Annotated in this window: 20 protein-coding genes and 1 pseudogene; 8 read left to right on the top strand and 13 right to left on the bottom strand. The window is 57.4% G+C overall.

Annotated elements, in window-relative coordinates; genetic code table 11:
- The first annotated feature begins 277 nt into the window (after positions 1–277).
- Both ompR and AC1DHT_RS14645 read left to right on the top strand, forming a co-directional pair.
- Positions 278–1,018 carry an osmolarity response regulator transcription factor OmpR gene (ompR, locus tag AC1DHT_RS14650; protein WP_054595095.1) on the top strand — a complete coding sequence of 247 codons (741 nt, stop codon included), beginning with the start codon at positions 278–280 and terminating at the stop codon, positions 1,016–1,018.
- A gap of 108 nt (positions 1,019–1,126) precedes the next feature.
- Complete coding sequence (locus AC1DHT_RS14645; RefSeq protein ID WP_054595096.1) at positions 1,127–2,440, top strand: ATP-binding protein; 1,314 nt, start codon at positions 1,127–1,129, stop codon at positions 2,438–2,440.
- A gap of 156 nt (positions 2,441–2,596) precedes the next feature.
- On the opposite strand, the gene rimK is transcribed toward AC1DHT_RS14645, so the two are convergent.
- Both rimK and rimB read right to left on the bottom strand, forming a co-directional pair.
- Entirely contained in the window at positions 2,597–3,502 is a 906-nt protein-coding gene (gene rimK, locus AC1DHT_RS14640) for a 30S ribosomal protein S6--L-glutamate ligase (protein WP_054595097.1), read from the bottom strand.
- A complete protein-coding gene (rimB, locus tag AC1DHT_RS14635) occupies positions 3,499–3,981 on the bottom strand; it encodes a retropepsin-like aspartic endopeptidase RimB (protein ID WP_427543377.1) in 483 nt (160 codons plus the stop codon). Before rimB ends, rimK begins: the two co-directional genes overlap by 4 nt.
- Before the next feature lie 219 nt (positions 3,982–4,200).
- Between rimB and AC1DHT_RS14630 the strand changes: the two genes are divergently transcribed.
- The 3 genes from AC1DHT_RS14630 (at position 4,201) to AC1DHT_RS14620 (ending at position 7,410) form a co-directional block, all read left to right on the top strand.
- Positions 4,201–4,602, top strand: a complete 402-nt coding sequence (locus AC1DHT_RS14630; RefSeq protein ID WP_427543374.1) for an RNA-binding S4 domain-containing protein — start codon at positions 4,201–4,203, stop codon at positions 4,600–4,602.
- Positions 4,603–4,786: 184 nt separating this feature from the next.
- Entirely contained in the window at positions 4,787–5,689 is a 903-nt protein-coding gene (gene hslO, locus AC1DHT_RS14625; RefSeq protein WP_427543371.1) for an Hsp33 family molecular chaperone HslO, read from the top strand.
- Positions 5,690–5,868: 179 nt separating this feature from the next.
- Positions 5,869–7,410, top strand: a complete 1,542-nt coding sequence (locus AC1DHT_RS14620; protein WP_427543368.1) for a phosphoenolpyruvate carboxykinase — start codon at positions 5,869–5,871, stop codon at positions 7,408–7,410.
- Between the two features lie 133 nt (positions 7,411–7,543).
- Here the strand turns inward: AC1DHT_RS14620 and AC1DHT_RS14615 are convergent, their stop codons facing one another.
- The 5 genes and pseudogenes from AC1DHT_RS14615 to AC1DHT_RS14595 all read right to left on the bottom strand — a co-directional run bounded on the left by AC1DHT_RS14615 (position 7,544) and on the right by AC1DHT_RS14595 (position 10,459).
- The gene (locus AC1DHT_RS14615; protein ID WP_427543365.1) at positions 7,544–7,906 is read right to left on the bottom strand and encodes a DUF1493 family protein; all 363 of its coding nucleotides are present in this window, start codon (positions 7,904–7,906) and stop codon (positions 7,544–7,546) included.
- 89 nt (positions 7,907–7,995) lie between these two features.
- Positions 7,996–8,118, bottom strand: a pseudogene (locus AC1DHT_RS14610) (transcriptional regulator); the annotation flags it as partial.
- 89 nt (positions 8,119–8,207) lie between these two features.
- A complete protein-coding gene (locus AC1DHT_RS14605; RefSeq protein WP_427543362.1) occupies positions 8,208–8,504 on the bottom strand; it encodes a hypothetical protein in 297 nt (98 codons plus the stop codon).
- A gap of 245 nt (positions 8,505–8,749) precedes the next feature.
- Positions 8,750–9,031, bottom strand: a complete 282-nt coding sequence (locus AC1DHT_RS14600; RefSeq protein ID WP_427543359.1) for a hypothetical protein — start codon at positions 9,029–9,031, stop codon at positions 8,750–8,752.
- Positions 9,032–9,424: 393 nt separating this feature from the next.
- The gene (locus AC1DHT_RS14595; protein WP_427543356.1) at positions 9,425–10,459 is read right to left on the bottom strand and encodes a S8 family peptidase; all 1,035 of its coding nucleotides are present in this window, start codon (positions 10,457–10,459) and stop codon (positions 9,425–9,427) included.
- A gap of 542 nt (positions 10,460–11,001) precedes the next feature.
- Between AC1DHT_RS14595 and AC1DHT_RS14590 the strand changes: the two genes are divergently transcribed.
- From AC1DHT_RS14590 to AC1DHT_RS14580, 3 genes are all read left to right on the top strand, one after another.
- Positions 11,002–12,177, top strand: a complete 1,176-nt coding sequence (locus tag AC1DHT_RS14590; protein WP_427543353.1) for a tetratricopeptide repeat protein — start codon at positions 11,002–11,004, stop codon at positions 12,175–12,177.
- Between the two features lie 67 nt (positions 12,178–12,244).
- Positions 12,245–13,375: a polysaccharide deacetylase family protein gene (locus AC1DHT_RS14585; protein WP_427543350.1), complete on the top strand. Its 1,131-nt coding sequence runs from the start codon at positions 12,245–12,247 to the stop codon at positions 13,373–13,375.
- 171 nt (positions 13,376–13,546) lie between these two features.
- Positions 13,547–15,481: a RecQ family ATP-dependent DNA helicase gene (locus AC1DHT_RS14580; protein ID WP_427543347.1), complete on the top strand. Its 1,935-nt coding sequence runs from the start codon at positions 13,547–13,549 to the stop codon at positions 15,479–15,481.
- Between the two features lie 26 nt (positions 15,482–15,507).
- On the opposite strand, the gene AC1DHT_RS14575 is transcribed toward AC1DHT_RS14580, so the two are convergent.
- From AC1DHT_RS14575 to AC1DHT_RS14550, 6 genes are read right to left on the bottom strand one after another with little or no spacing between them, the layout of a single operon-like run.
- The gene (locus tag AC1DHT_RS14575) at positions 15,508–15,939 is read right to left on the bottom strand and encodes a GtrA family protein (RefSeq protein WP_123581502.1); all 432 of its coding nucleotides are present in this window, start codon (positions 15,937–15,939) and stop codon (positions 15,508–15,510) included.
- Positions 15,932–16,855, bottom strand: a complete 924-nt coding sequence (locus AC1DHT_RS14570; protein ID WP_427543344.1) for a glycoside hydrolase family protein — start codon at positions 16,853–16,855, stop codon at positions 15,932–15,934. Before AC1DHT_RS14570 ends, AC1DHT_RS14575 begins: the two co-directional genes overlap by 8 nt.
- Positions 16,852–17,517 carry an acetyltransferase gene (locus AC1DHT_RS14565; protein WP_427543341.1) on the bottom strand — a complete coding sequence of 222 codons (666 nt, stop codon included), beginning with the start codon at positions 17,515–17,517 and terminating at the stop codon, positions 16,852–16,854. Before AC1DHT_RS14565 ends, AC1DHT_RS14570 begins: the two co-directional genes overlap by 4 nt.
- On the bottom strand, positions 17,514–18,149 hold the full coding sequence (locus AC1DHT_RS14560; RefSeq protein ID WP_427543338.1) for a class I SAM-dependent methyltransferase: 636 nt from the start codon (positions 18,147–18,149) through the stop codon (positions 17,514–17,516). The genes AC1DHT_RS14565 and AC1DHT_RS14560 overlap by 4 nt, the downstream gene beginning before the upstream one ends.
- Entirely contained in the window at positions 18,136–19,059 is a 924-nt protein-coding gene (locus AC1DHT_RS14555; RefSeq protein ID WP_427543335.1) for a glycosyltransferase family 2 protein, read from the bottom strand. The genes AC1DHT_RS14560 and AC1DHT_RS14555 overlap by 14 nt, the downstream gene beginning before the upstream one ends.
- Complete coding sequence (locus tag AC1DHT_RS14550; protein ID WP_477761380.1) at positions 19,056–19,748, bottom strand: WbqC family protein; 693 nt, start codon at positions 19,746–19,748, stop codon at positions 19,056–19,058. Before AC1DHT_RS14550 ends, AC1DHT_RS14555 begins: the two co-directional genes overlap by 4 nt.
- Positions 19,749–19,766: the final 18 nt, after the last annotated feature.

Raw genomic sequence — 19,766 nt, 5'->3', positions numbered from 1 at the left:
CCGCTACCTGGATCAAAAGGCATCCCATTGACCCGTGGAATCGAACAATTACTGCCGGGCGATGAAAAATAAAAAGCCGCCACCGGCAGTAACGATCAGACGTTGCCCGACACAAAAGGCCGCGCATTATAACCGCCGTTCTGCCCGATGGGGGCATCGCAGGCTGTAGGCATAAAGGCCATGTCGCTGGCGACATAGGAAAAATCTGCTAACAATGCACACGGTGCGTATAACGGCAGCTACGCCATAATGCGCACCGAGATCAAAGGAGCATCCAATGAGCAGCACTGCACAAACTGCTGAAGGCGAAAAAATTCTTATCGTTGACGACGATCCGGGGCTCAGCAGCCTGCTGGAACGTTTTTTCGTCAGCAAGGGCTATCGTGCCCGCGCCGTACCGAACACCGAACAGATGGATCGTCTGCTGGCGCGTGAAGTGTTCAACCTGGTCGTCCTCGACCTGATGTTGCCCGGCGAAGACGGCCTGACTGCCTGCCGCCGTTTGCGTGGCGCAAACAATCAGATTCCGATCATCATGCTCACCGCCAAGGGCGATGAGCTGAGCCGTATCAAAGGCCTGGAACTGGGCGCCGACGATTACCTGGCCAAGCCGTTCAACCCGGACGAGCTGATGGCGCGTGTCAAGGCGGTTCTGCGTCGCCAGTCGGCTCCCGTACCGGGCGCACCAGGTAGCGAAGACGAAAGCGTGACCTTCGGTGATTACGAATTGTCGCTGGCGACTCGCGAACTCAAGCGCGGCGACGAAGTACACATGCTTACCACCGGTGAATTCGCGGTGCTCAAGGCGTTGGTGATGAATGCGCGTCAACCGCTGACCCGCGACAAGCTGATGAACCTGGCCCGTGGCCGCGAATGGGATGCCCTGGAGCGTTCCATCGACGTCCAGATCTCCCGCCTGCGCCGGATGATCGAGCCTGATCCATCGAAACCACGCTACATTCAAACGGTCTGGGGCGTGGGTTACGTGTTCGTTCCGGACGGCACCGCGACCAAGTGATCGGTGATTTGTAGGAGCGGGTCAGCCGGGTAACGTGTCACCCGGTTGATTCGCGATCCGCAATTCTGCGAGCTTGGCTCGCTCCTGCAAAGTATGTAGCGGTTGTCTATGAAAACCCCCGTGTGGTTCCCCCAAAGTTTCTTCTCTCGCACCCTCTGGCTGGTGCTGATCGTCGTGCTGTTTTCCAAGGCGCTGACCCTGGTTTATCTGTTGATGAACGAGGACGTGCTGGTGGACCGCCAATACAGTCACGGTGTCGCGCTGACCTTGCGTGCCTACTGGGCTGCAGACGAAGAAAACCGGGCGAAGATTGCCGATGCCGCGACACTGATTCGTGTGGTGGGCGCCGGTGTTCCCGAGGGTGAACAGCATTGGCCCTACAGCGAAATCTACCAACGCCAGATGCAGGCCGAACTGGGTGCCGACACCGAAGTGCGATTGCGCATGCATGCACCGCCGGCGCTTTGGGTTCGAGCCCCGAGCCTGGGTGACGGCTGGTTGAAAGTACCGCTGTACCCGCATCCGTTGCGTGGCCAGAAAATCTGGAACGTACTCGGCTGGTTTCTCGCCATCGGCTTGTTATCCACCGCGTCGGCGTGGATTTTCGTCAGCCAGCTCAACCAGCCGCTCAAACGGCTGGTCGATGCCGCCCGGCAACTGGGGCAGGGGCGCAGCGTGCGCCTGCCGATCAGCGACACGCCGAGTGAAATGACCGAGGTCTATCGAGCGTTCAACCAGATGGCGGAAGACGTTGAACAGGCCGGCCGCGAACGTGAGTTGATGCTCGCCGGTGTTTCACACGACCTGCGTACGCCGTTGACCCGCTTGCGTCTGTCGCTGGAGCTGATGGGCAACCACAGCGACCTGAGCGACGACATGGTGCGTGACATCGAAGACATGGACGCGATTCTCGACCAGTTCCTCGCATTCATTCGCGATGGTCGGGACGAGTCGGTCGAAGAAGTCGACCTGAGTGATCTGGTGCGCGAAGTGGCGGCGCCTTACAACCAGAACGAGGAGCGGGTGCGCTTGCGCCTGGAGCCGATTCAGCCGTTCCCGTTGCGTCGGGTGTCGATGAAACGCCTCCTGAACAACCTGATCGGTAATGCCCTGCATCACGCTGGCAGCGGCGTTGAAGTGGCGGCGTATGTTTCGGGCGACGTCAGCGCGCCTTATGTGGTGCTGAGCGTCATGGACCGTGGCGCCGGGATCGATCCGTCAGAGCTGGAAGCGATCTTCAACCCCTTCACCCGTGGCGACCGCGCGCGGGGTGGCAAGGGCACCGGGCTGGGGCTGGCCATCGTCAAGCGGATTGCATCGATGCATGGCGGCAATGTTGAACTGCGCAACCGCTCCGGTGGTGGCCTGGAAGCGCGGGTGCGGTTGCCGCTTGGGTTGATGTTGCCGAGGGATGCGGTGTAAGTATCTGGCAGTCTTGTTGGAAATGAGGGCCTCTTCGCGAGCAGGCTCGCTCCCACACTTCGATCTTCAGCGAACACGCAATTGTGTACGACCGAGACCCTTGTGGGAGCGAGCCTGCTCGCGATGGCAGCATCCCTGCCACCTAAAAGGTTGAGGTTAACCCTTACCCTTGGTCCGCGTCATGTTCGGCCCGCCGTTCTTCTCGATGTGCTGAATGATGATCCCCGCCACGTCCTTGCTGGTGGTGGTTTCGATCCCTTCCAGCCCTGGCGACGAGTTCACTTCCATCACCAGCGGCCCGTGGTTGGAGCGCAGGATATCCACGCCCGCCACGCTCAAACCCATGACCTTGGCCGCACGCAGCGCGGTCATGCGTTCTTCCGGGGTGATCTTGATCAGGCTGGCGCTGCCGCCACGGTGCAGGTTGGAGCGGAACTCGCCGGGCTTGGCCTGACGTTTCATCGCGGCGATCACCTTGTCGCCGACCACAAAGCAGCGGATGTCCGCGCCGCCGGCTTCCTTGATGTATTCCTGAACCATGATGTTCTGCTTGAGGCCCATGAACGCCTCGATCACCGACTCCGCCGCCGTCGCTGTTTCACACATCACCACGCCGATGCCCTGAGTGCCTTCCAGCACCTTGATCACCAGCGGTGCGCCGTTGACCATTTCGATCAGGTCGGGAATGTCGTCCGGCGAGTGGGCAAAACCGGTGACCGGTAAACCGATACCGCGACGTGAAAGCAATTGCAGCGAGCGCAGTTTGTCCCGCGAGCGGGCGATGGCCACCGACTCGTTGAGCGGGAACACGCCCATCATTTCGAACTGGCGCAACACCGCGCAGCCGTAAAAAGTCACCGAAGCGCCGATCCGCGGGATCACTGCGTCAAAGCCTTCCAGCGGCTTGCCGCGGTAGTGGATCTGCGGCTTATGACTGGCAATGTTCATATAGGCGCGCAGGGTATCGATCACCACCATCTCATGGCCGCGTTCGGTGCCGGCTTCAACCAAACGACGAGTGGAATACAGACGCGGGTTCCGCGACAGCACAGCGATCTTCATGCAACACCTGTGGAAGAGGTAGTGGACACCGGGAACACCGGCTTGTCTTGAACGTATTTAATGCCTGGATTGACCACCAACTGGCCGTCGATCAGGGCTTTGGAACCGAGCAACAGGCGATAACGCATGGACTTGCGGCAGGCGAGGGTGAACTCCACTCGCCAAACCCGATCGCCGAGCGCCAGGGTGGTACTGATCACGTAACGCACCTGTGCTTGGCCGTTGGAGCTCTTAATGGTTTTCATCGTCACCAGCGGCGCTTCGCAGCGACGGTGACGCAACTGCACCACCGTGCCCAGGTGTGCGTTGAAACGCACCCACGTTTGTCCGTCGCGCTCGAACGGCTCGATTTCGGTGGCATGCAGGCTGGAGGTGCTGGCGCCGGTGTCGATCTTCGCTCGCAGGCCCGCGACTCCCAAATCAGGGAGCGCCACCCATTCGCGCAGACCCACAACGGTCAAATGGTCAAATGTCTTCAAATGTGCTCAACCGGTGAGGAACCGTTCGCACCGCAAAGCGGCCGAATTCGCGGTATTCACGCAGAATAATAGGTAAAAGGCGACAGATATCTACGGCCCGGATTTCCTGCCCCCGAGCGCAACCCGGAAGCGTCGCGCATTGTATGCTGAACCGGTGAAATTCATGGCACGACAGAAACGGTAGTACAGTTCAGAAATATTTCAGAATGAGGAAAACCCATGGCACAAAAAAACGAAGAGGACGACAAAGTCCGTCTCGATAAGTGGTTGTGGGCGGCGCGCTTCTACAAAACCCGTGCGCTGGCCAAGGCAGCCATTGAGAGTGGCAAGGTGCATTGCCGGGGTGAGCGCTGCAAGCCGGGCAAAGAGCCGAGGATTGGCGACGAGTTTCAGATTCGCGCCGGTTTCGATGAGCGCACCGTGGTGGTCCAGGCTCTCTCGATCGTCCGTCGTGGTGCCCCTGAAGCGCAGATGTTGTACGTTGAGACCGAAGCCAGCATCGCCAAACGCGAAAACGCCGCAGCCCAGCGCAAGGCCGGCGCCCTGGGCGTCAGCACTGACGGCAAGCCGAGCAAGAAACAGCGCCGGGACCTGTTCAAGTTCCATGGCAGCAATGATTAAGGTTTGGCCGTTAACGGGCCTAGGTTACCCGGCGCCACTATGCCGCGGTTCGACCTTGCTTGGAACAAAGCCGGATTGTTCATAAAATGCTGGCCATGACCAATATTAATGCACCGAGACGGTGCGCAAGGCGCGATTCCCAGCCCTTGTCATCCTTTAGTCTTCACTTCAGATACCCAGACCTATGACTGATCTACCGGATACCGACTACACCCAACGCTTCATCTTCGATGACAGCGACGCCCGCGGCGAGCTGGTTGCGTTGGAGCGTAGCTATGCCGAAGTCCTCGCCAAACACACCTATCCGGAACCGGTCGCGCAACTGCTCGGCGAACTGATGGCAGCCGCGGCGCTGCTGGTCGGCACCTTGAAGTTCGATGGCTTGCTGATCCTGCAGGCGCGCTCCGAAGGCCCGGTGTCGCTGTTGATGATCGAGTGCTCCAGCGAGCGTGAGATCCGTGGTCTGGCCCGTTATGACGCAGACCTGATCGCTGCCGACGCGACCCTCGCCGACATGATGCCCGATGGCGTGCTGGCGCTCACCGTCGACCCGACCCAGGGCCAGCGTTATCAGGGCATCGTCGACCTCGACGGCGCGACCCTGGCCGACTGCTTCACCAACTATTTCGTCATGTCGCAGCAAGTCGGCACGCGCTTCTGGCTGCACGCCGATGGCCGTCGCGCCCGGGGTCTGCTGCTGCAACAGCTGCCGGCCGACCGTCTGAAAGACGAAGAAGACCGCGCCGCCAGCTGGCAGCACATCACCGCGCTGGGCAGCACCCTGACCGCCGATGAATTGCTGAGCCTGGACAACGAAACCATCTTGCATCGTCTCTACCACGAAGAGCAGGTGCGCCTGTTTGACGCGCAGAAACTACGCTTCCGTTGCAGCTGCTCGCGTGAGCGTTCGGGTAATGCGTTGGTCAGCCTGGGTCAGGAAGACGCTCAGGCGCTGGTGATCGAGCATGGTGGCAACATCGAGATCGACTGCCAGTTCTGCAACCAGCGCTACCTCTTTGATGCGGCCGATATCACCCAATTGTTCGCCGGAGCGGGTGTCGATACGCCGTCAGATACCCGTCACTAAAACGCTTCAGCGCAGGTAAATTCACTGGTAAACGCCGGAATAACGCCGTCCTGACGGGAGGGCCCTACTATTTTTGGGCTTTTCTGGCATAATCCGGCCCACTTTTTTAGCGGTAGTAGTGCGCGACTTTCTACTACAAAACGTTTGGAGCACTCGGCCACTGGCCGACGGGGAACCTCATGACGCAAGCCAATAATGCTGTGTACACCGATCTGAGTGTTGATGATCTGGTTAAAGAAGCCCTGAGTCGCGGTGAGGGCGAGCTTGCCGATACCGGCGCGCTGGTCGTTCGCACCGGTCACCGTACCGGTCGTTCGCCCGTCGACCGTTTCATTGTTGAAGAGCCAACCACTCAGGCCGCCATCGCCTGGGGCCCGATCAACCGCAAGTTCCCGGCCGACAAGTTCGATGCCCTGTGGGCTCGTGTTGAGGCGTTCAACAACGCACAAGAGCATTTCGTTTCCCACGTGCACGTAGGTTCTGCCGAAGAGCATTACCTGGCCGTGAAAATGACCACCCAGACTGCCTGGCAGAACCTGTTCGGTCGTTGCCTGTTCATCAACCCGGCCAAGTACAACCCGGCCGGTCGTGAAGAGTGGCAAGTTCTGAACGTCGCCAACTTCGAGTGCGTGCCAGAGCGTGACGGCACCAACTCCGACGGCTGCGTGATCATCAACTTTGCGCAGAAGAAAGTGCTGCTCGCCGGCATGCGCTACGCCGGTGAAATGAAGAAAGCCATGTTCTCGGTGCAGAACTTCCTGCTGCCGGCCGCCGACGTACTGCCAATGCACTGCGCCGCCAACATCGGCGAAGAGGGCGACGTGACCCTGTTCTTCGGTCTGTCCGGCACCGGCAAGACCACCCTGTCCGCCGACGAAAGCCGTTACCTGATCGGTGACGACGAACACGGCTGGGGCGAGGGCGTGGTGTTCAACATCGAAGGCGGTTGCTATGCCAAGTGCATCGACCTGTCCGAGAAGAACGAGCCGGTCATCTGGAAAGCCATCAAACACGGCGCCGTCCTGGAAAACGTTGTTATCGATGACGCCAAGCACGCCGACTACACCGATGTCAGCCTGACCCAGAACAGCCGCGCCGCCTACCCGCTGGAGCACGTTGCCAAGCGTTCCGAGAAGAACCTGGGCGGCGAGCCAAACGCAGTGATCTTCCTGACCTGCGACCTGACCGGCGTGCTGCCACCAGTGTCGATCCTCAATGAAGAACAAGCGGCCTACCACTTCCTGTCCGGCTACACCGCACTGGTGGGCTCGACCGAAATGGGTTCGGGCAGCGGCATCAAGTCGACCTTCTCCACCTGCTTCGGCGCACCGTTCTTCCCGCGTCCGGCTGGCGAATACGCAGAGCTGCTGATCAAGCGCATCCGCGGCTTCGGCTCCAAGGTCTACCTGGTCAACACCGGCTGGACCGGCGGCGGCTACGGCGTCGGCAAACGCTTCAACATCCCGACCACCCGCGCGGTGATCGCAGCGATCCAGAGCGGCGCGCTGATCGGTGCAGGTACCGAACACCTCGACACCATCAACCTCGACGTGCCATTGGCTGTGCCAGGCGTTGAGACTGGCCTGTTGAACCCACGCAACACCTGGGCTGACAAGGCTGCTTACGATGAAGCTGCCAAGGCGCTGGCCGGTCTGTTCATCGAGAACTTCAAGAAGTTCGAAGTGAGCGACGCGATCAAGGCTGCTGGTCCGAAGTTGTAATTATCGGTAGTGGTTTGAGGTAAGAGAAAGCCGCCCTTAGGGGCGGCTTTTTTGTGAGCGCAATTCAGGCCGGCGGAGGTAGAACTACCAATATTCCAGCTGAAAAGGCGTTAAACGGCCAGAATAATGGCACTTATGTGTTCGGCTTGCCTTCCAGTTCCTGTGTATCCCACCGTTGCGCCTTGATGGCTTGGTAGAGCATGCCAATGGTCAGCGGGACTTTGTCGCCACGGCCCTTCGCCCGGCGTTTGAGAAACACGTCAAAGCCTTCGGGCTGAAAGTAGCGATAGGCGTCGTAGTCGACGAAGTCGATGGCGAACTGTTCTTCCAGGGCTTCCATCAGGTGCCGAGCGTCTGAGCCGTCGCAGCCGAGGTCGAAATTGATCGAGGTGTTGAGGCTGATGGTTTTGCGTTCGGGCAAGCCGAGCTCTTCGTGCAGCAACTGCATGAGTAACTGCATGGCGTTGTCGTCGGGGAAGTTGGGGGCGAGGTTCATGGTTAACAGTCCGGTTGAGGCATGCAGGAATGTTATGGGGCGTAGGGTTTGGGTGGAAGGCCCTTGCTACGCAGTTGATCGTTCCCGCGCTTACGAATTTCTTTGACTTGCAACGCGTCAATATGGAATTCGCGGGAAGGCAGGCGTTCACCCCGTACGATCTCGTCCATCTGTTGCGCGCTTTTCATCAGCTCATCAAAAAACATGCTCATGGTTATCTCCAGTGTTTGATGACGGCTTTCAATGCTTTGCATTCGATCGTTCTCACGCAGAGCGTGGGAACGATCTGTTCACTCGGACTTCAGGACGGCGCTTTCCAGTTCAGCATGCGTTGCTGGGCAACCTGGAGTAGATCGCAGCCATCTTGAGTCAGCAGGTACAGGGCGTGGGTGATGTGGGGGATGTCTTTCACGTCGCCGTGTTTGAAGCATTGGCAGTGCAAGGTTTCGAGCAGGTCGCTGGAGGCGCGGATGCGTTGTAGCGCGGCTTCGAGGATGTCTTGCGGGTCGGCCTCTATGTCGATGATCAGGGGCGAGGTGTCAGTGAGGTTGGTTTGAAGTGGGCGGTAGCGATCTACAAACGGATTTAATGTGGTCATTGAGGAGCGCCTCTATTTAAGGGAAGTGTGTGCCTCTCGTCCGGGTGACCAAGCCCGAGCCGCTGATTTGGCAGCGACAGTCACGACTATAGGTATGGTGTGTCGGCTGGCGATAGCCGACAAGGAGCACGAGGTTGTAGGACGGGGACGAAGATTGGTAAGGCTGTGTCTATCGGTCTGTCTGCCGACGTAGGATGTCTGGTTTTTTTGCTCGTTCCCACGCGCGCGGGAACGAGCAGTGTTTTTCACCTCGCCATCCGCTGCCGTGCCACCTCAAGCAACTCACTCCCATCCTGAGTCAGCAGATAAAGCGCATTGACGATATTCGGAATGTCTTTCACATCCGCTTGTTTGAAGCACAGGCAATACAGCGTTTCGAGCAGGTCGCTGGAGGCGCGGATGCGTTGTCGGGCGGCGTCCAGGATGGCGTGGGGGTTGGCCTCGGTATCGATGACCATAACCGGGGTTTCGCTGTAGCTGGTTTTGAGTGGGTGATAGCGGTTGTTAGACGGATCGAGCGGGTTCATTGAACGTGTCCAGTAGGAAGTCGCGACGTCGCTCCTGCAGGCCGACACACGGGGTTTAGCCACGTCGCAAACTATAGAGAGGTTCGGCAAAGCGCAGCAAGACGGCGTGAATGGACAGACTTTGTAGGGGATTTACGAGGCCCTGAGGCTTAGGCCTACGTAGTTTTCGAGGTTTTTTCAGCGATCTGCCGAAACGTCGTGTTTCCTACGCGCCTGTCAGGCGTGGCGAATAGAACAGCAGTAGGTCAGGCGCCAGAATGTGTAGGGCATTTCGTAAGTTGAAACGCAGTCGATTGCGTAGCGAGTGCTGGCGGGTGGAGATAATGCTCGGGGAACTGAATACAGCAGCGATCGTCTCGATGGCTGCTGTGCATCGACACTGCAATGACTGACTTACCTGGCCACGGCGTCTGGTGCGGGACGCGAGGCGGCTTCAAGGTCCAGCAGGCCCCGACCATAAGCCTCACTGTTAGCGTAGATACCGGTTCGGTTTGCGCTATCCAGCAGGCGGTCGCGAAGTTGTTGTGGGCTCATGTGCGGGTAGTGGCTTTGCAGGGCCGCCAGTGCGCCGCTGACGATGGCCACAGCAGGTGAGGTTCCGGCTGTTTGACCGTAACCGCCGGACTTGAGGGTGGTTTGCAGGCCTGCGTCGGGGCCGGAGTCTCCACCGGGTACGGCGATGCACCAGCGCCTGGCCACGCCACAGTAGTTGGATTTGGCGTTAATGGCCGTACCATCCTGTTTCAGGGCGACGACAGCAATCCAACCCTTCTCCAGTTCAGGAATCGCCAAAGGCAGACCCGCTTCAGCGAGGGGTTCGCGTTTTAATTCATTACCTGTCGGAAAGACGAAAACTGCGCCGTCATCGACCAACTGTCGCGCCGCGACAAGGGACTCGGGCATGACCTGGTTGTAACGGGATTCGGTTATCTCGGTGGCCGGGATGGCATTGGCCCAGGAGTTGTTGAAAATGCGTGCACCTTTATCGAACGCATACTTCCATGACTGGGCGATTTCGCTGTCGAAAAAGAATGGTTCATCGTCATCACCAAAGCGCAACGGGATCAGTTGAGCATTGAAGGCAACACCGTGCATGCCTTGATCGTCTTTGTTTGCAGCGAGGATGCCGGCCATCTGTGTTCCATGGCCGAGTCTGTCAAAGGTGCCGGGGCTGTTGGTAACGTAGTCGTACCCTTGATCGCTGATACGTCCCGAGAACTCGGGCAAGTCGGCATTCAGGCCTGAGTCGACCAACGCGACGCTTACGCCCTGACCGCTACCACCGCGGGCGTAGAGTGCTGATGCCTTGATGATCGCCAGTCCTTTTTGGGCGTGGTATTCCGGTGTTTCGAAGGCCTGGGCTGCAGGTTCGACGCCGGGCTTTTCAGGCACCGTAAGGCATCCGGTCAACAGCAGAGGCAGGGTCATCAGGGTTGTACGCGACCAGCGCGAAAAACAGGGTGGGAGATGCGTTTGAGGCATGGTGTGGTCCTTCATGTGTGGCATCCGCGCACATCAGGCTTCCTGCCATGATGAGGTGCTCGCGGACGATAGCGTTTTCAATTGGAAGACGCAGTGTGTGAGCGCAAACCTTACCGATAATACCGTTCTCCCGTGAGCTGATTTGTAGTTCCGGGTGTATCAATCTGTAGCGTTTTACCCACGACCTTGTCTCGACTCGCTGCATTTGCCGGCTAGGCTTTCGGCATGGAAGCAGTCAACGGAGTGACAGGTTATGCACAACACCCTTGATCGCTCCCACGCTCCGCGTGGTAACGCATCCGGTGACGCTCTGCGTCCATCGCAAAGCGCAGGACTACGCACTGCCCGAGTTTTTTCACGGCGATTCCCCTAGAGATCAATTTTCCTACGCAATTGTCAGGCGAAACGCTGCAAATTTCGGTATGGTGCGCGCCAGAATCCGTAGGACGTTTCTAGGCGTCTGTTTAAACACTTAAAGGGAATTAGGTATGCGATTGCTTCGTATGGCTTCGATTTTGTCGCTGTGGGCCGCGTTTGGCTCTGCGCAGGCTGAACAACTGCCGATCGAGGTGTTGAGTGCGGTGGTCAAGGATCAGAAGATCGCCGACGCTGAAGTGCTGTTGCAACGCAACGGCGCACAGAACGTGGTGGGGCGTACCAATGCTCAGGGCCAGGTCAGCCTGACCGCCGATTTTGCCGATGACGCCAGCAACCTGCTGATCATCAAGAAGCCGGGTTATTCCAACCTGGTGGTTAAGTGCCCGTGCAAGGGCATGACCTATGCCATCAGCCCGGTGATGACCAACCTCGATGGCCTGCGTGTGGTGCTGACCTGGGGCGCGACCCCGTCGGACCTCGACTCGCACATGATCTTCCCCGGCAACAACATCTACTTCGGCAGCCAACATGGCGACGATGCCAACCTGGATGTGGACGACACCACCAGCTATGGCCCGGAAACCATCACCCTGGAGAAAAAGCACTACGGCGAGAGCTACGTTTACGCCGTGCATGACTTCAGCAACAGCGGCAATCCGAACTCGCGTGCACTCTCCAACAGCCAGGCCAAAGTGTTCGTGTACATGGGCCAGTCACTGGTGCGCACTTACTACGTACCGCAAAACCGCAGTGGCAACCTGTGGACCGTGTTCCGCATGACCGGCAGTGGCGATTTCCAGGACATCAACAACTTCACGGGCTCGCAGGTCGATGCCAAGAGCGTGTTGAACGAAGTCTCGCCGTTGCTCGATGACAACGTGGCCGTTACTGCCGTGGCGGTCAGTACTTCGGCGCTGTCGGATGCGAAAAACCTGAACCAGAAAGGCGAAGCGGCCTACCACGCCGGCGACCTGCCGCAGGCGATCGACTTCTATCGTCAGGCTATCGAACTGAACAACGGTTTTGGTCAGGCCTACAGCAACCTGGGTCTGGCGTATCAGAAGGCCGGTAACACGGCCGAGTCGATCTGGGCCAACCGCAAGGCTATCGCGCTGGCCAGCGGCAATTCGGCTGCCACTGTTCGCGCCAGTTCCTACTACAACATCGCCCGTATCTATGAAGCGGCGAATCAGTTCCCCGACGCATTGCGTCATTACCAGTTGGCCAAGCAGCAAAAAGCCAACCCGGTGTATGACAAGGCGATCGAGCGCGTGCAAAACCGCTGATTGGTTTGCGTTGAGTTGACCCCACAACGCGCCGCTATCGGCGCGTTGTGCATTTAAGGAGCTGGGTATGCGGTTACGGGCTTTTACTTTTTTACTGCTCGGTTGCCTGTGGGCAAACACTGCGCACGCGGTAGGTGCGGCGGTGTTCGCGACGATTGATCGTGGCGGCTGGCCAGGTTCGTTGGTCACTGAGGCGGGTTTCGATACGGCCTCGCGCGCCGAGATGCTGATGTTCGGCAAGGTGTTGCTGGCCAGCGAAGCACTGGACGAAAACGCCCTCAAGCAGCGTTTGGGTGTGAAGCAAGTCGAGTTCAAATCCGTGGAGCAGGTGCGCCAGCGTTTCTGGGACCGGTTGTTGAGCAACTACCGCAGTGCCAGCCAGAACTGCGCAGCCGAGCTGTTTTGTCCACAGGTGCGTGGCCTCGACGATTTGCGTCAGCAGGCGGCTAGCTTCACCGGCGAGGTCGGCCCGGCCTATGCCGCATGGGCTTCGGTCAGCCGGGTATTTCACGAGCAGTATTTGAACGAGCAACTGCGCCTGGCCGCGCTGTTCCCAACGATCAGCAGCGAGATCGAGCGCTTCGACAGCGCCGAACTGACCGGCGATGAGTTGGCTGACCGGCAGTTTCTGCTGACGTTTGACGATGGCCCGAGCGGCATCGACAAGCACACAGACGCCGTGGCCAACGTACTGCGGGCGAACGATCTGCACGGCGTGTTCTTTGTGCTTGGCGAGCCCTTTCAGGCGCGTTTGCGTAAATCTTCGCCAGACAAAATGCGCGAATTGTACCGAGGTCAGTGCGTCGCCCTGCATGGCTGGGAGCATAAGTCCCACAGCGCCTGGAGCGAGTGGCAGTCGTCGATCAACCGTTCGGTGACGCTGGTGCGCGGTACGGTTCCGGATGACTATCAGTCGTTGTTTCGCCCGCCGTATGGCCAGCGTCGCAGCGACAGCGCCGGGTTCTTCAAGGCTCAGGGGCTGAAAGTGATGCTCTGGGGCATCGACTCCCAGGACTGGAGCAAGCAGATCAACGCAGATGCCGCGACCCAGCGCGTGCAGACCCTGATGCTGCTGTGGCGCCGCGGGATCATCCTGTTCCATGACATCCACGACAAGGCACCGAAAGCCGTTCCCGCGTTGATTGCGGCGAATCAGCGCAACGGTGTGAAGTGGGTCGACTGTAGGGCCCAGATGTAGGCCCGACTCATTCGTTTACGATCGTTCCACGCCTGGCGCGGAACGATCAGTGCTCTTGCGACACTCCCTCCCTGTATCATTCCGTATCTCTTTTGCGCCCGACCTTTTCTCGACTCGCTGCTTTGGCCGGCTAGGCTTTCGGCATGGCAGCAGTCAACGGAGTGACAGCTTATGCACAACACCCTCGAACAGGTCTTTGGTTATCCACAGTTTCGGCCCGGCCAGGAGGCGGCGGTCAGTGCGGTGTTGGCCGGGCGCTCGGCGGCGGCGATTTTTCCGACCGGTTCCGGCAAATCCTTGTGCTATCAGTTGCCGGCCGTGTTACTGCCGCACCTGACGCTGGTGGTGTCGCCATTGCTGGCGCTGATGCAGGACCAGCTGGCGTTCTTGCAGCGCCACGGCATTGCCGCTGCAAGTATCGATTCGGCGCAGAGCCGCGATGACGCCAACGAGGTGATGGCGCGGGCGCGTTCCGGCGAATTGAAGATCCTGATGATTTCTGTGGAGCGCTTAAAGAACGAGCGCTTTCGCAACTTTTTGCAGCAAGTGCCGATTTCGTTGCTGGTGGTGGACGAGGCGCACTGTATCTCCGAGTGGGGCCACAACTTCCGTCCGGATTACCTGAAGCTGCCGGACTACCAGCGCCAGTTCAACATCCCGCAAACCTTGCTGCTGACGGCCACTGCAACGCCCAAGGTGATCGCCGACATGCAGGCGAAATTCGCCATCGCGGCGAACGATGTGGTGACCACCGGTTTCTATCGCCCCAACCTGAATTTGCTGGTTGAGCCGGTGCGTGGCCAGGACAAGCGCCGGCGTCTGGTGGAGTGGATGAGCCAGCGTGCCGGGCAGCCGAGCATCGTCTACGTGACCTTGCAGAAAACCGCCGAGCAGATTGCCCAGCATTTGAGTCAAAACGGTCTTCAGGCCGAGGCCTATCATGCCGGTTTGCCCCACGAACAGCGGGAAGCGATCCAGCGTCGGTTCATGGGCGGGCAGTCCAATTGCATCGTCGCCACCATCGCGTTCGGCATGGGCATCGACAAGAGCGACATCCGCAACGTGGTGCATTTCGACCTGCCGAAATCCATCGAAAACTACAGTCAGGAAATCGGCCGCGCCGGGCGTGACGGGCAGCCTTCCGACTGCCTGGTGCTGGCCAACCGCGACAGCCTCAACGTGTTGGAAAACTTCGTGTACGGCGACACGCCGGAGCTGGACGGCATCCGCTGTGTGCTCGACGAACTGCAAGCCGCTGCGCCGGATGGGCAATGGGAGTTTTTGCTGGGGCCGCTGGCCGACCAGAGCAATATCCGCCAACTGCCGCTCAAGACCTTGCTGGTGCAGCTTGAACTCAAAGGTTTGATCGCACCGCGTTACGCCTACTTCGCCGAATATCGTTTCAAGTTCCTGCTGGAGCCTGAAGCCTTGTTGGCACGTTTCGAAGGCGAGCGACGGGACTTCGTCGAGGCGATCATCCAGACCTCCAGCCGTGCGCGAACCTGGGCCACGGTGAATTTCGAGGCGCTGTACCAACAGCATCAAGCCGAGCGCAACCGGGTGGTCAAGGCGCTGGATTACTTCCAGGAGAAGGGTTGGGTCGAGCTGGAAAGCAAGCAGATGACCGAGGTCTATAGCCTGCTGATGACGGACTTCGATGCTCAGGCGTTGAGCGCCGAGTTGCATGGCTACTTCACGCACCATGAACGCACCGAAATCGCGCGTATCCATGCGATGCTCGATCTGTTCGCCACCGAGCACTGCCTCGGCTATCGATTGGCGCAGTACTTCGGCGACGAAAATGCGCCGCAGCAGTGCGGGCATTGTTCGGTGTGTCATGGGCAGGTTGCCCGTCTGCCGGAGCCGCCTGAGCTGCCGGCGCTTGTGGATAAAAACTTCGAGGCGCTGTGTGGCGACTTTATCCACAGGCATGAGGCGTACAACGGCCATGTGCCGGGTGCGGAACGGCTGACACGGTTCTTGTGCGGTATCAGCGTGCCGCTGTTTACCAAGCTCAAGGCGCGGGCAATTCCAGGGTTTGCAGCGCTGGAGGATTATCCGTATGCCGAGGTGCGTGAGTGGGCCAATACGGCTCTCCTGGACTGAAGAGCGCTGCCGATAAGTCTGTGCACCTATGCCTCGCTTCTTTGATCAACTGATGCTTTCGGAAACACAAAAAATTTGAACATCAGGAAAAGAAAGCCCGCCACCGCAAATATCGACAGTATTTGGACCCACTGATGCGGGTAACCCAGATAGTCCACCATCACGATGAGAATGGACAAATTCAATGTGTAGCCGAGACTGTGCGCAAAAATATAGCGTGCCCCCGCGCTCAGCAGATCCCCATCGTGGGAAAACGTCCACTTGCGGTTACCGATAAAACCGATAGCAGTACCCACTGCATAGAGCACGCTCATTGTGATTTTCGGAGTTCCGCCAGCATACGTAATCAATAGATAAACCATATAACCTATTGAGTTGGTGAGAAGGCCAATGACGCCATAGCGCAGCAGCTCGATGGTCGAGGCCCTATCGGGTAGTTTCGAGAGCAATTTACGCATTTACCCACGCCGCCAGACCAAATCCGGACTTTCCATAACCGTTGCCGTTGTACAGCATGTAGCGCTGTGCTTTGTGGATAAACACATAGGGATACTCGATCATCGCTGAGTCCCAATCGCCCTCCGAGACATCAATACCGCAAGCGTCCAGACACAGTTGCCAGGAATGACCGTCATGACTGCGTGCATAGCCGATTCTGTAGGTTTCACCCGCGCCACTACGATAGGAGAACCACATTTCAAAACCGATTTCTCTAGAGCCTATGACGGTTGGTCTTGAGAAGGCTTGCGCCTTTCCAATGACATAAGGAACGGCCAACCCCTGCCGAGCCCAATGATGCCCATCGATGGATGTTGCGTAGTTTAGGGTATGCAGCATCTCTCCATTACCGGCATCCCAGCTTGCGGTCGACCCGTACCACATGTCGTAGTCCCCGTTGGCACTTTGCATGACCCATGGGTAAGAAAGGCTGATGGGGTCCGTAGGGTCTGCACCCATGAAAGGTTCACGACTTTCCAGTTTCAGGGTTAGATCGGGATTGACGATGAGCCGGCCGATATCACCGCGCCAATGGCCATCTACGGGGTTTTGCCAGCCCATGAATAGCATGTACCGCACGCCGTCGACGTCATAGCAATTACCGATGCTTACTCCATCTGCAAAAAAACTGCCTTCGGCGCCATGCTCGAACATCGGTTCGTGGTGCTCACGGATTACCTGGCGAGTAATGATATCGATATCGACCGCGCCAACAGAGGAGCGATTGTCGCCGTCCCTGCCGCTGTAGTAGATCCGATAGATATCGCCCTCAAGCAAAACCGGTAAGGGATTGGCGACATGAGTCAAAAGCTTGGGATGCCGCCCGGTACTGGAAGGGCAGTAAAGCAGTCCCAATTTTTGCCAGTAGGGCGTCATATTTTCCTCAGCTTGGTGCTAGGCACTTTAGAGCGCTCTGTCGCTGATCCAACGTACAGGCCTTCGGGCTCGGCATCGCTTAATAGCAATGCGCCTGCACCGATAACGCACCGATCACCGACTTTGATATGGTCGCGCAGCGTTGCATTGACGCCTATAAAGCACTGTTCGCCAATTTCTACCCCGCCAGAAATTACCACGTGCGAGGCAATGAAGGAGTGATCCCTGATTGTGGAGTGATGGCCTATATGATTACCACTCCACAGCGTCACGTTGTTGCCGAGGGTGACAAATGGCTGAATGGTATTGTCTTCGAGAATGAAGCAGTTCTCTCCGATTCGTCCATCATTCAGGACAGTGGCATGAGAGCTGATGAAATTGGCAAATCGGTAGCCCATGGCCTTGCCGGCAAGGTACTTTTCTTTGCGCACGGCATTGAGCTTCGAGTAGCTGAGCGCAACAAATAACTCGCACTTTTCTGGCGGGTAATAGGTGGTGAGTTCCTCAAATGCGAAGACCGGAAGTCCGCAGAAAACGTTTTCGGTCAAATAAGCAGCGTCAACAGAAAAGGCAACGACTTCATAGTCCGAGTCTGAAGAGAAGTAGTAATGGGCGAGTTGCGCAATATCGCCTGCACCGAAAATAATCAGGGATTTCTTCATGGCTGCTTCCTCACCAGGATAGTGAACTCGTAGAGATCATAGTCATGAAGCAGCGCCACATTGCGTGAGTAGCGACGTTTACACAGATCGAACAGCATGCAGGGATCGGCGTAGTAAAGATAATCGCGCATCTTGTCGGCATCAGAGTAGGAGGTCAGGCAGTTGAAGGCGAATCCCAGGCGGCTGGTCTTGTCGAGTGTATCCAGAACGCTTTCGATGTAGGTCAGCCACTCTGCATCGGTCCTCCCCAGTCGGACATTAAAAATGCCGCTTGCGAAGCCGTAGTCCGCGAGTTGCACAGGCTCGCTACCGGTATGGAATTGCACAGGGGAACGATCTTTGTAGCGTAACCTTGCGGCGCTGACCATATCCTCGGACACATCGATGCCGTCATAGGAAAACGCATTGTGCCGCTCTTGCAGGAAGTCGTAGAACGCACCGTAGCCACAGCCGATATCATTGACCGAAAAGGGTGTTTGACCGTCGATGATGGTGTTGAGTTGGGCAAACCGCAGGTACTGCCCTTCTTTGCCATTCCAGTCGACTCCCTGAGGGGTTTCACCGTGCTGGGCCAACTTTGAGGAGTAGTACTCGGCCACTTCAGATAGCAGTTCAGTTTTATTGCTTTCCATGAACTTGCCTCACGATGGTGTAGGGGCGCCGTTTAGTCTCGGAAAATATCTTCGACAAATAGATACCCACGACACCTATAAAAGAAATGATCATCCCGCCCAAGAGCCAAATAGATGCCATCACCGAGGTCCATCCGTCTAGCGGTGTGGCAAAAACCAGTTTGACGATCAGCAGGTAAGAAATGTAAACGCACGACAATAGCGAAATCGACAGGCCAATGTAAAAAATGCCAATCAAGGGTGCGTTACTGAATGAAGTCACGGAGTTGACCAGCAGCGACATTTTTCTGCGGAAGGTGTAGGTCGTTTCGCTGGTACTGTGTTTCTTGATGGTGATCGGTTTCTGAATGAACCCCGTGATGTACCAAAGGCCAGCCATGAATACCTCACGCTCCTGGTGGCACAGCAATGCATCCACATACCGACGGGTCATCAACCGTGCGGTCACGATGTTTTCGGGAAGGTTCAAGCCTGTGAGCAGCCTGAACAGGCCATAGAACCACCTCCCGCTGATACGTTCGAGGAAATTGCCTTTACGACACTCCTGCACGCCATAGACCACATCACTTTTATCTTCAGCCATCTGCTGCGCGAACGTGAGAAGCCATTCGGGCTCTTCTTCCAGATCACTGTCGATCAGAAAAACGCGTTCACCCGAGGCGTGGGCCAGGCCCGTCATCATCGCTTTGTGATGGCCAAAATTGCGTGACAGGTCGACGACCACAACATGGTGGTCATGCTCAGTCAATTGCACGGCGGTATCGAGACTGTTATCGGGTGAACCGTCGTTAACCAGGACGATTTCATAATCATCGCCCACCAGCTCTTGAGCGGCCGCGCTTGCTCGTAGGTGAAATTCGGCGAGGTAACTGGCTGATTGGTAAAGCGTCGCAACAATGGAAAGTTTCATGGGCGTATKAACTTCATATAGTTAGGTGCTTCTTTCCCACAATTGAATAACAAATCAAGAATGGTGACGTAGTGAGAAAAGTCGCCCCAGAGCTGTGGATATTCAAGATAACCGGAGTAATCGAACCAGCTCAGATGAACGCCTCGTTCGGAGAACACATCGGCCTCGACATAGTCCCGGGCCGCCGGACCAGAAATATACTCGGTGGCGCCTGCTTGCACACAAAGATCTGCCAGGCGTTCGGTTTTTCCATCACTCAACGTGTAATCCGATGAGCTGCTGATGAGCGTCTTGATCCCTAGATACAGGCAGATTCGCTCAAGAAAGGCCCGGTTAAGGTCGGATAGCCGCGTATAAGGCGTCAGATAAAGCGGTTCAAGCCAAGCCGAAATCTCATCAAAATAAGGCGTTCGACGATAGTTTTGCTGCAATGATTTCCAGTGTACCGCTGCCCAGTCCGTGCCCTCGATTTCGGTTTCGAAAATTGTTTGATGGTACTTGCCCTTGACCTTGACCGGTACCGTCAACCACTGCAGACCTTGCGGCGTTTTGATCTGGTTGCGGTTGCGCCAGTCACGCCGGGTGTATTGCATGTCGTCGTAGAGAATAAATTCATCGACAGCGGCAATCATGTCGAAATAACCCTTCCAGGGTATGTAGTTGGATTGCACGATAGCGATTTTCTTCATTTCGCTCAGACACCTATT

The organism is Pseudomonas sp. 05N432 (genome assembly GCF_056396945.1).
Note: the sequence above shows the minus strand (reverse complement) of the source record. Positions and strands in the feature narration are given on the sequence as shown.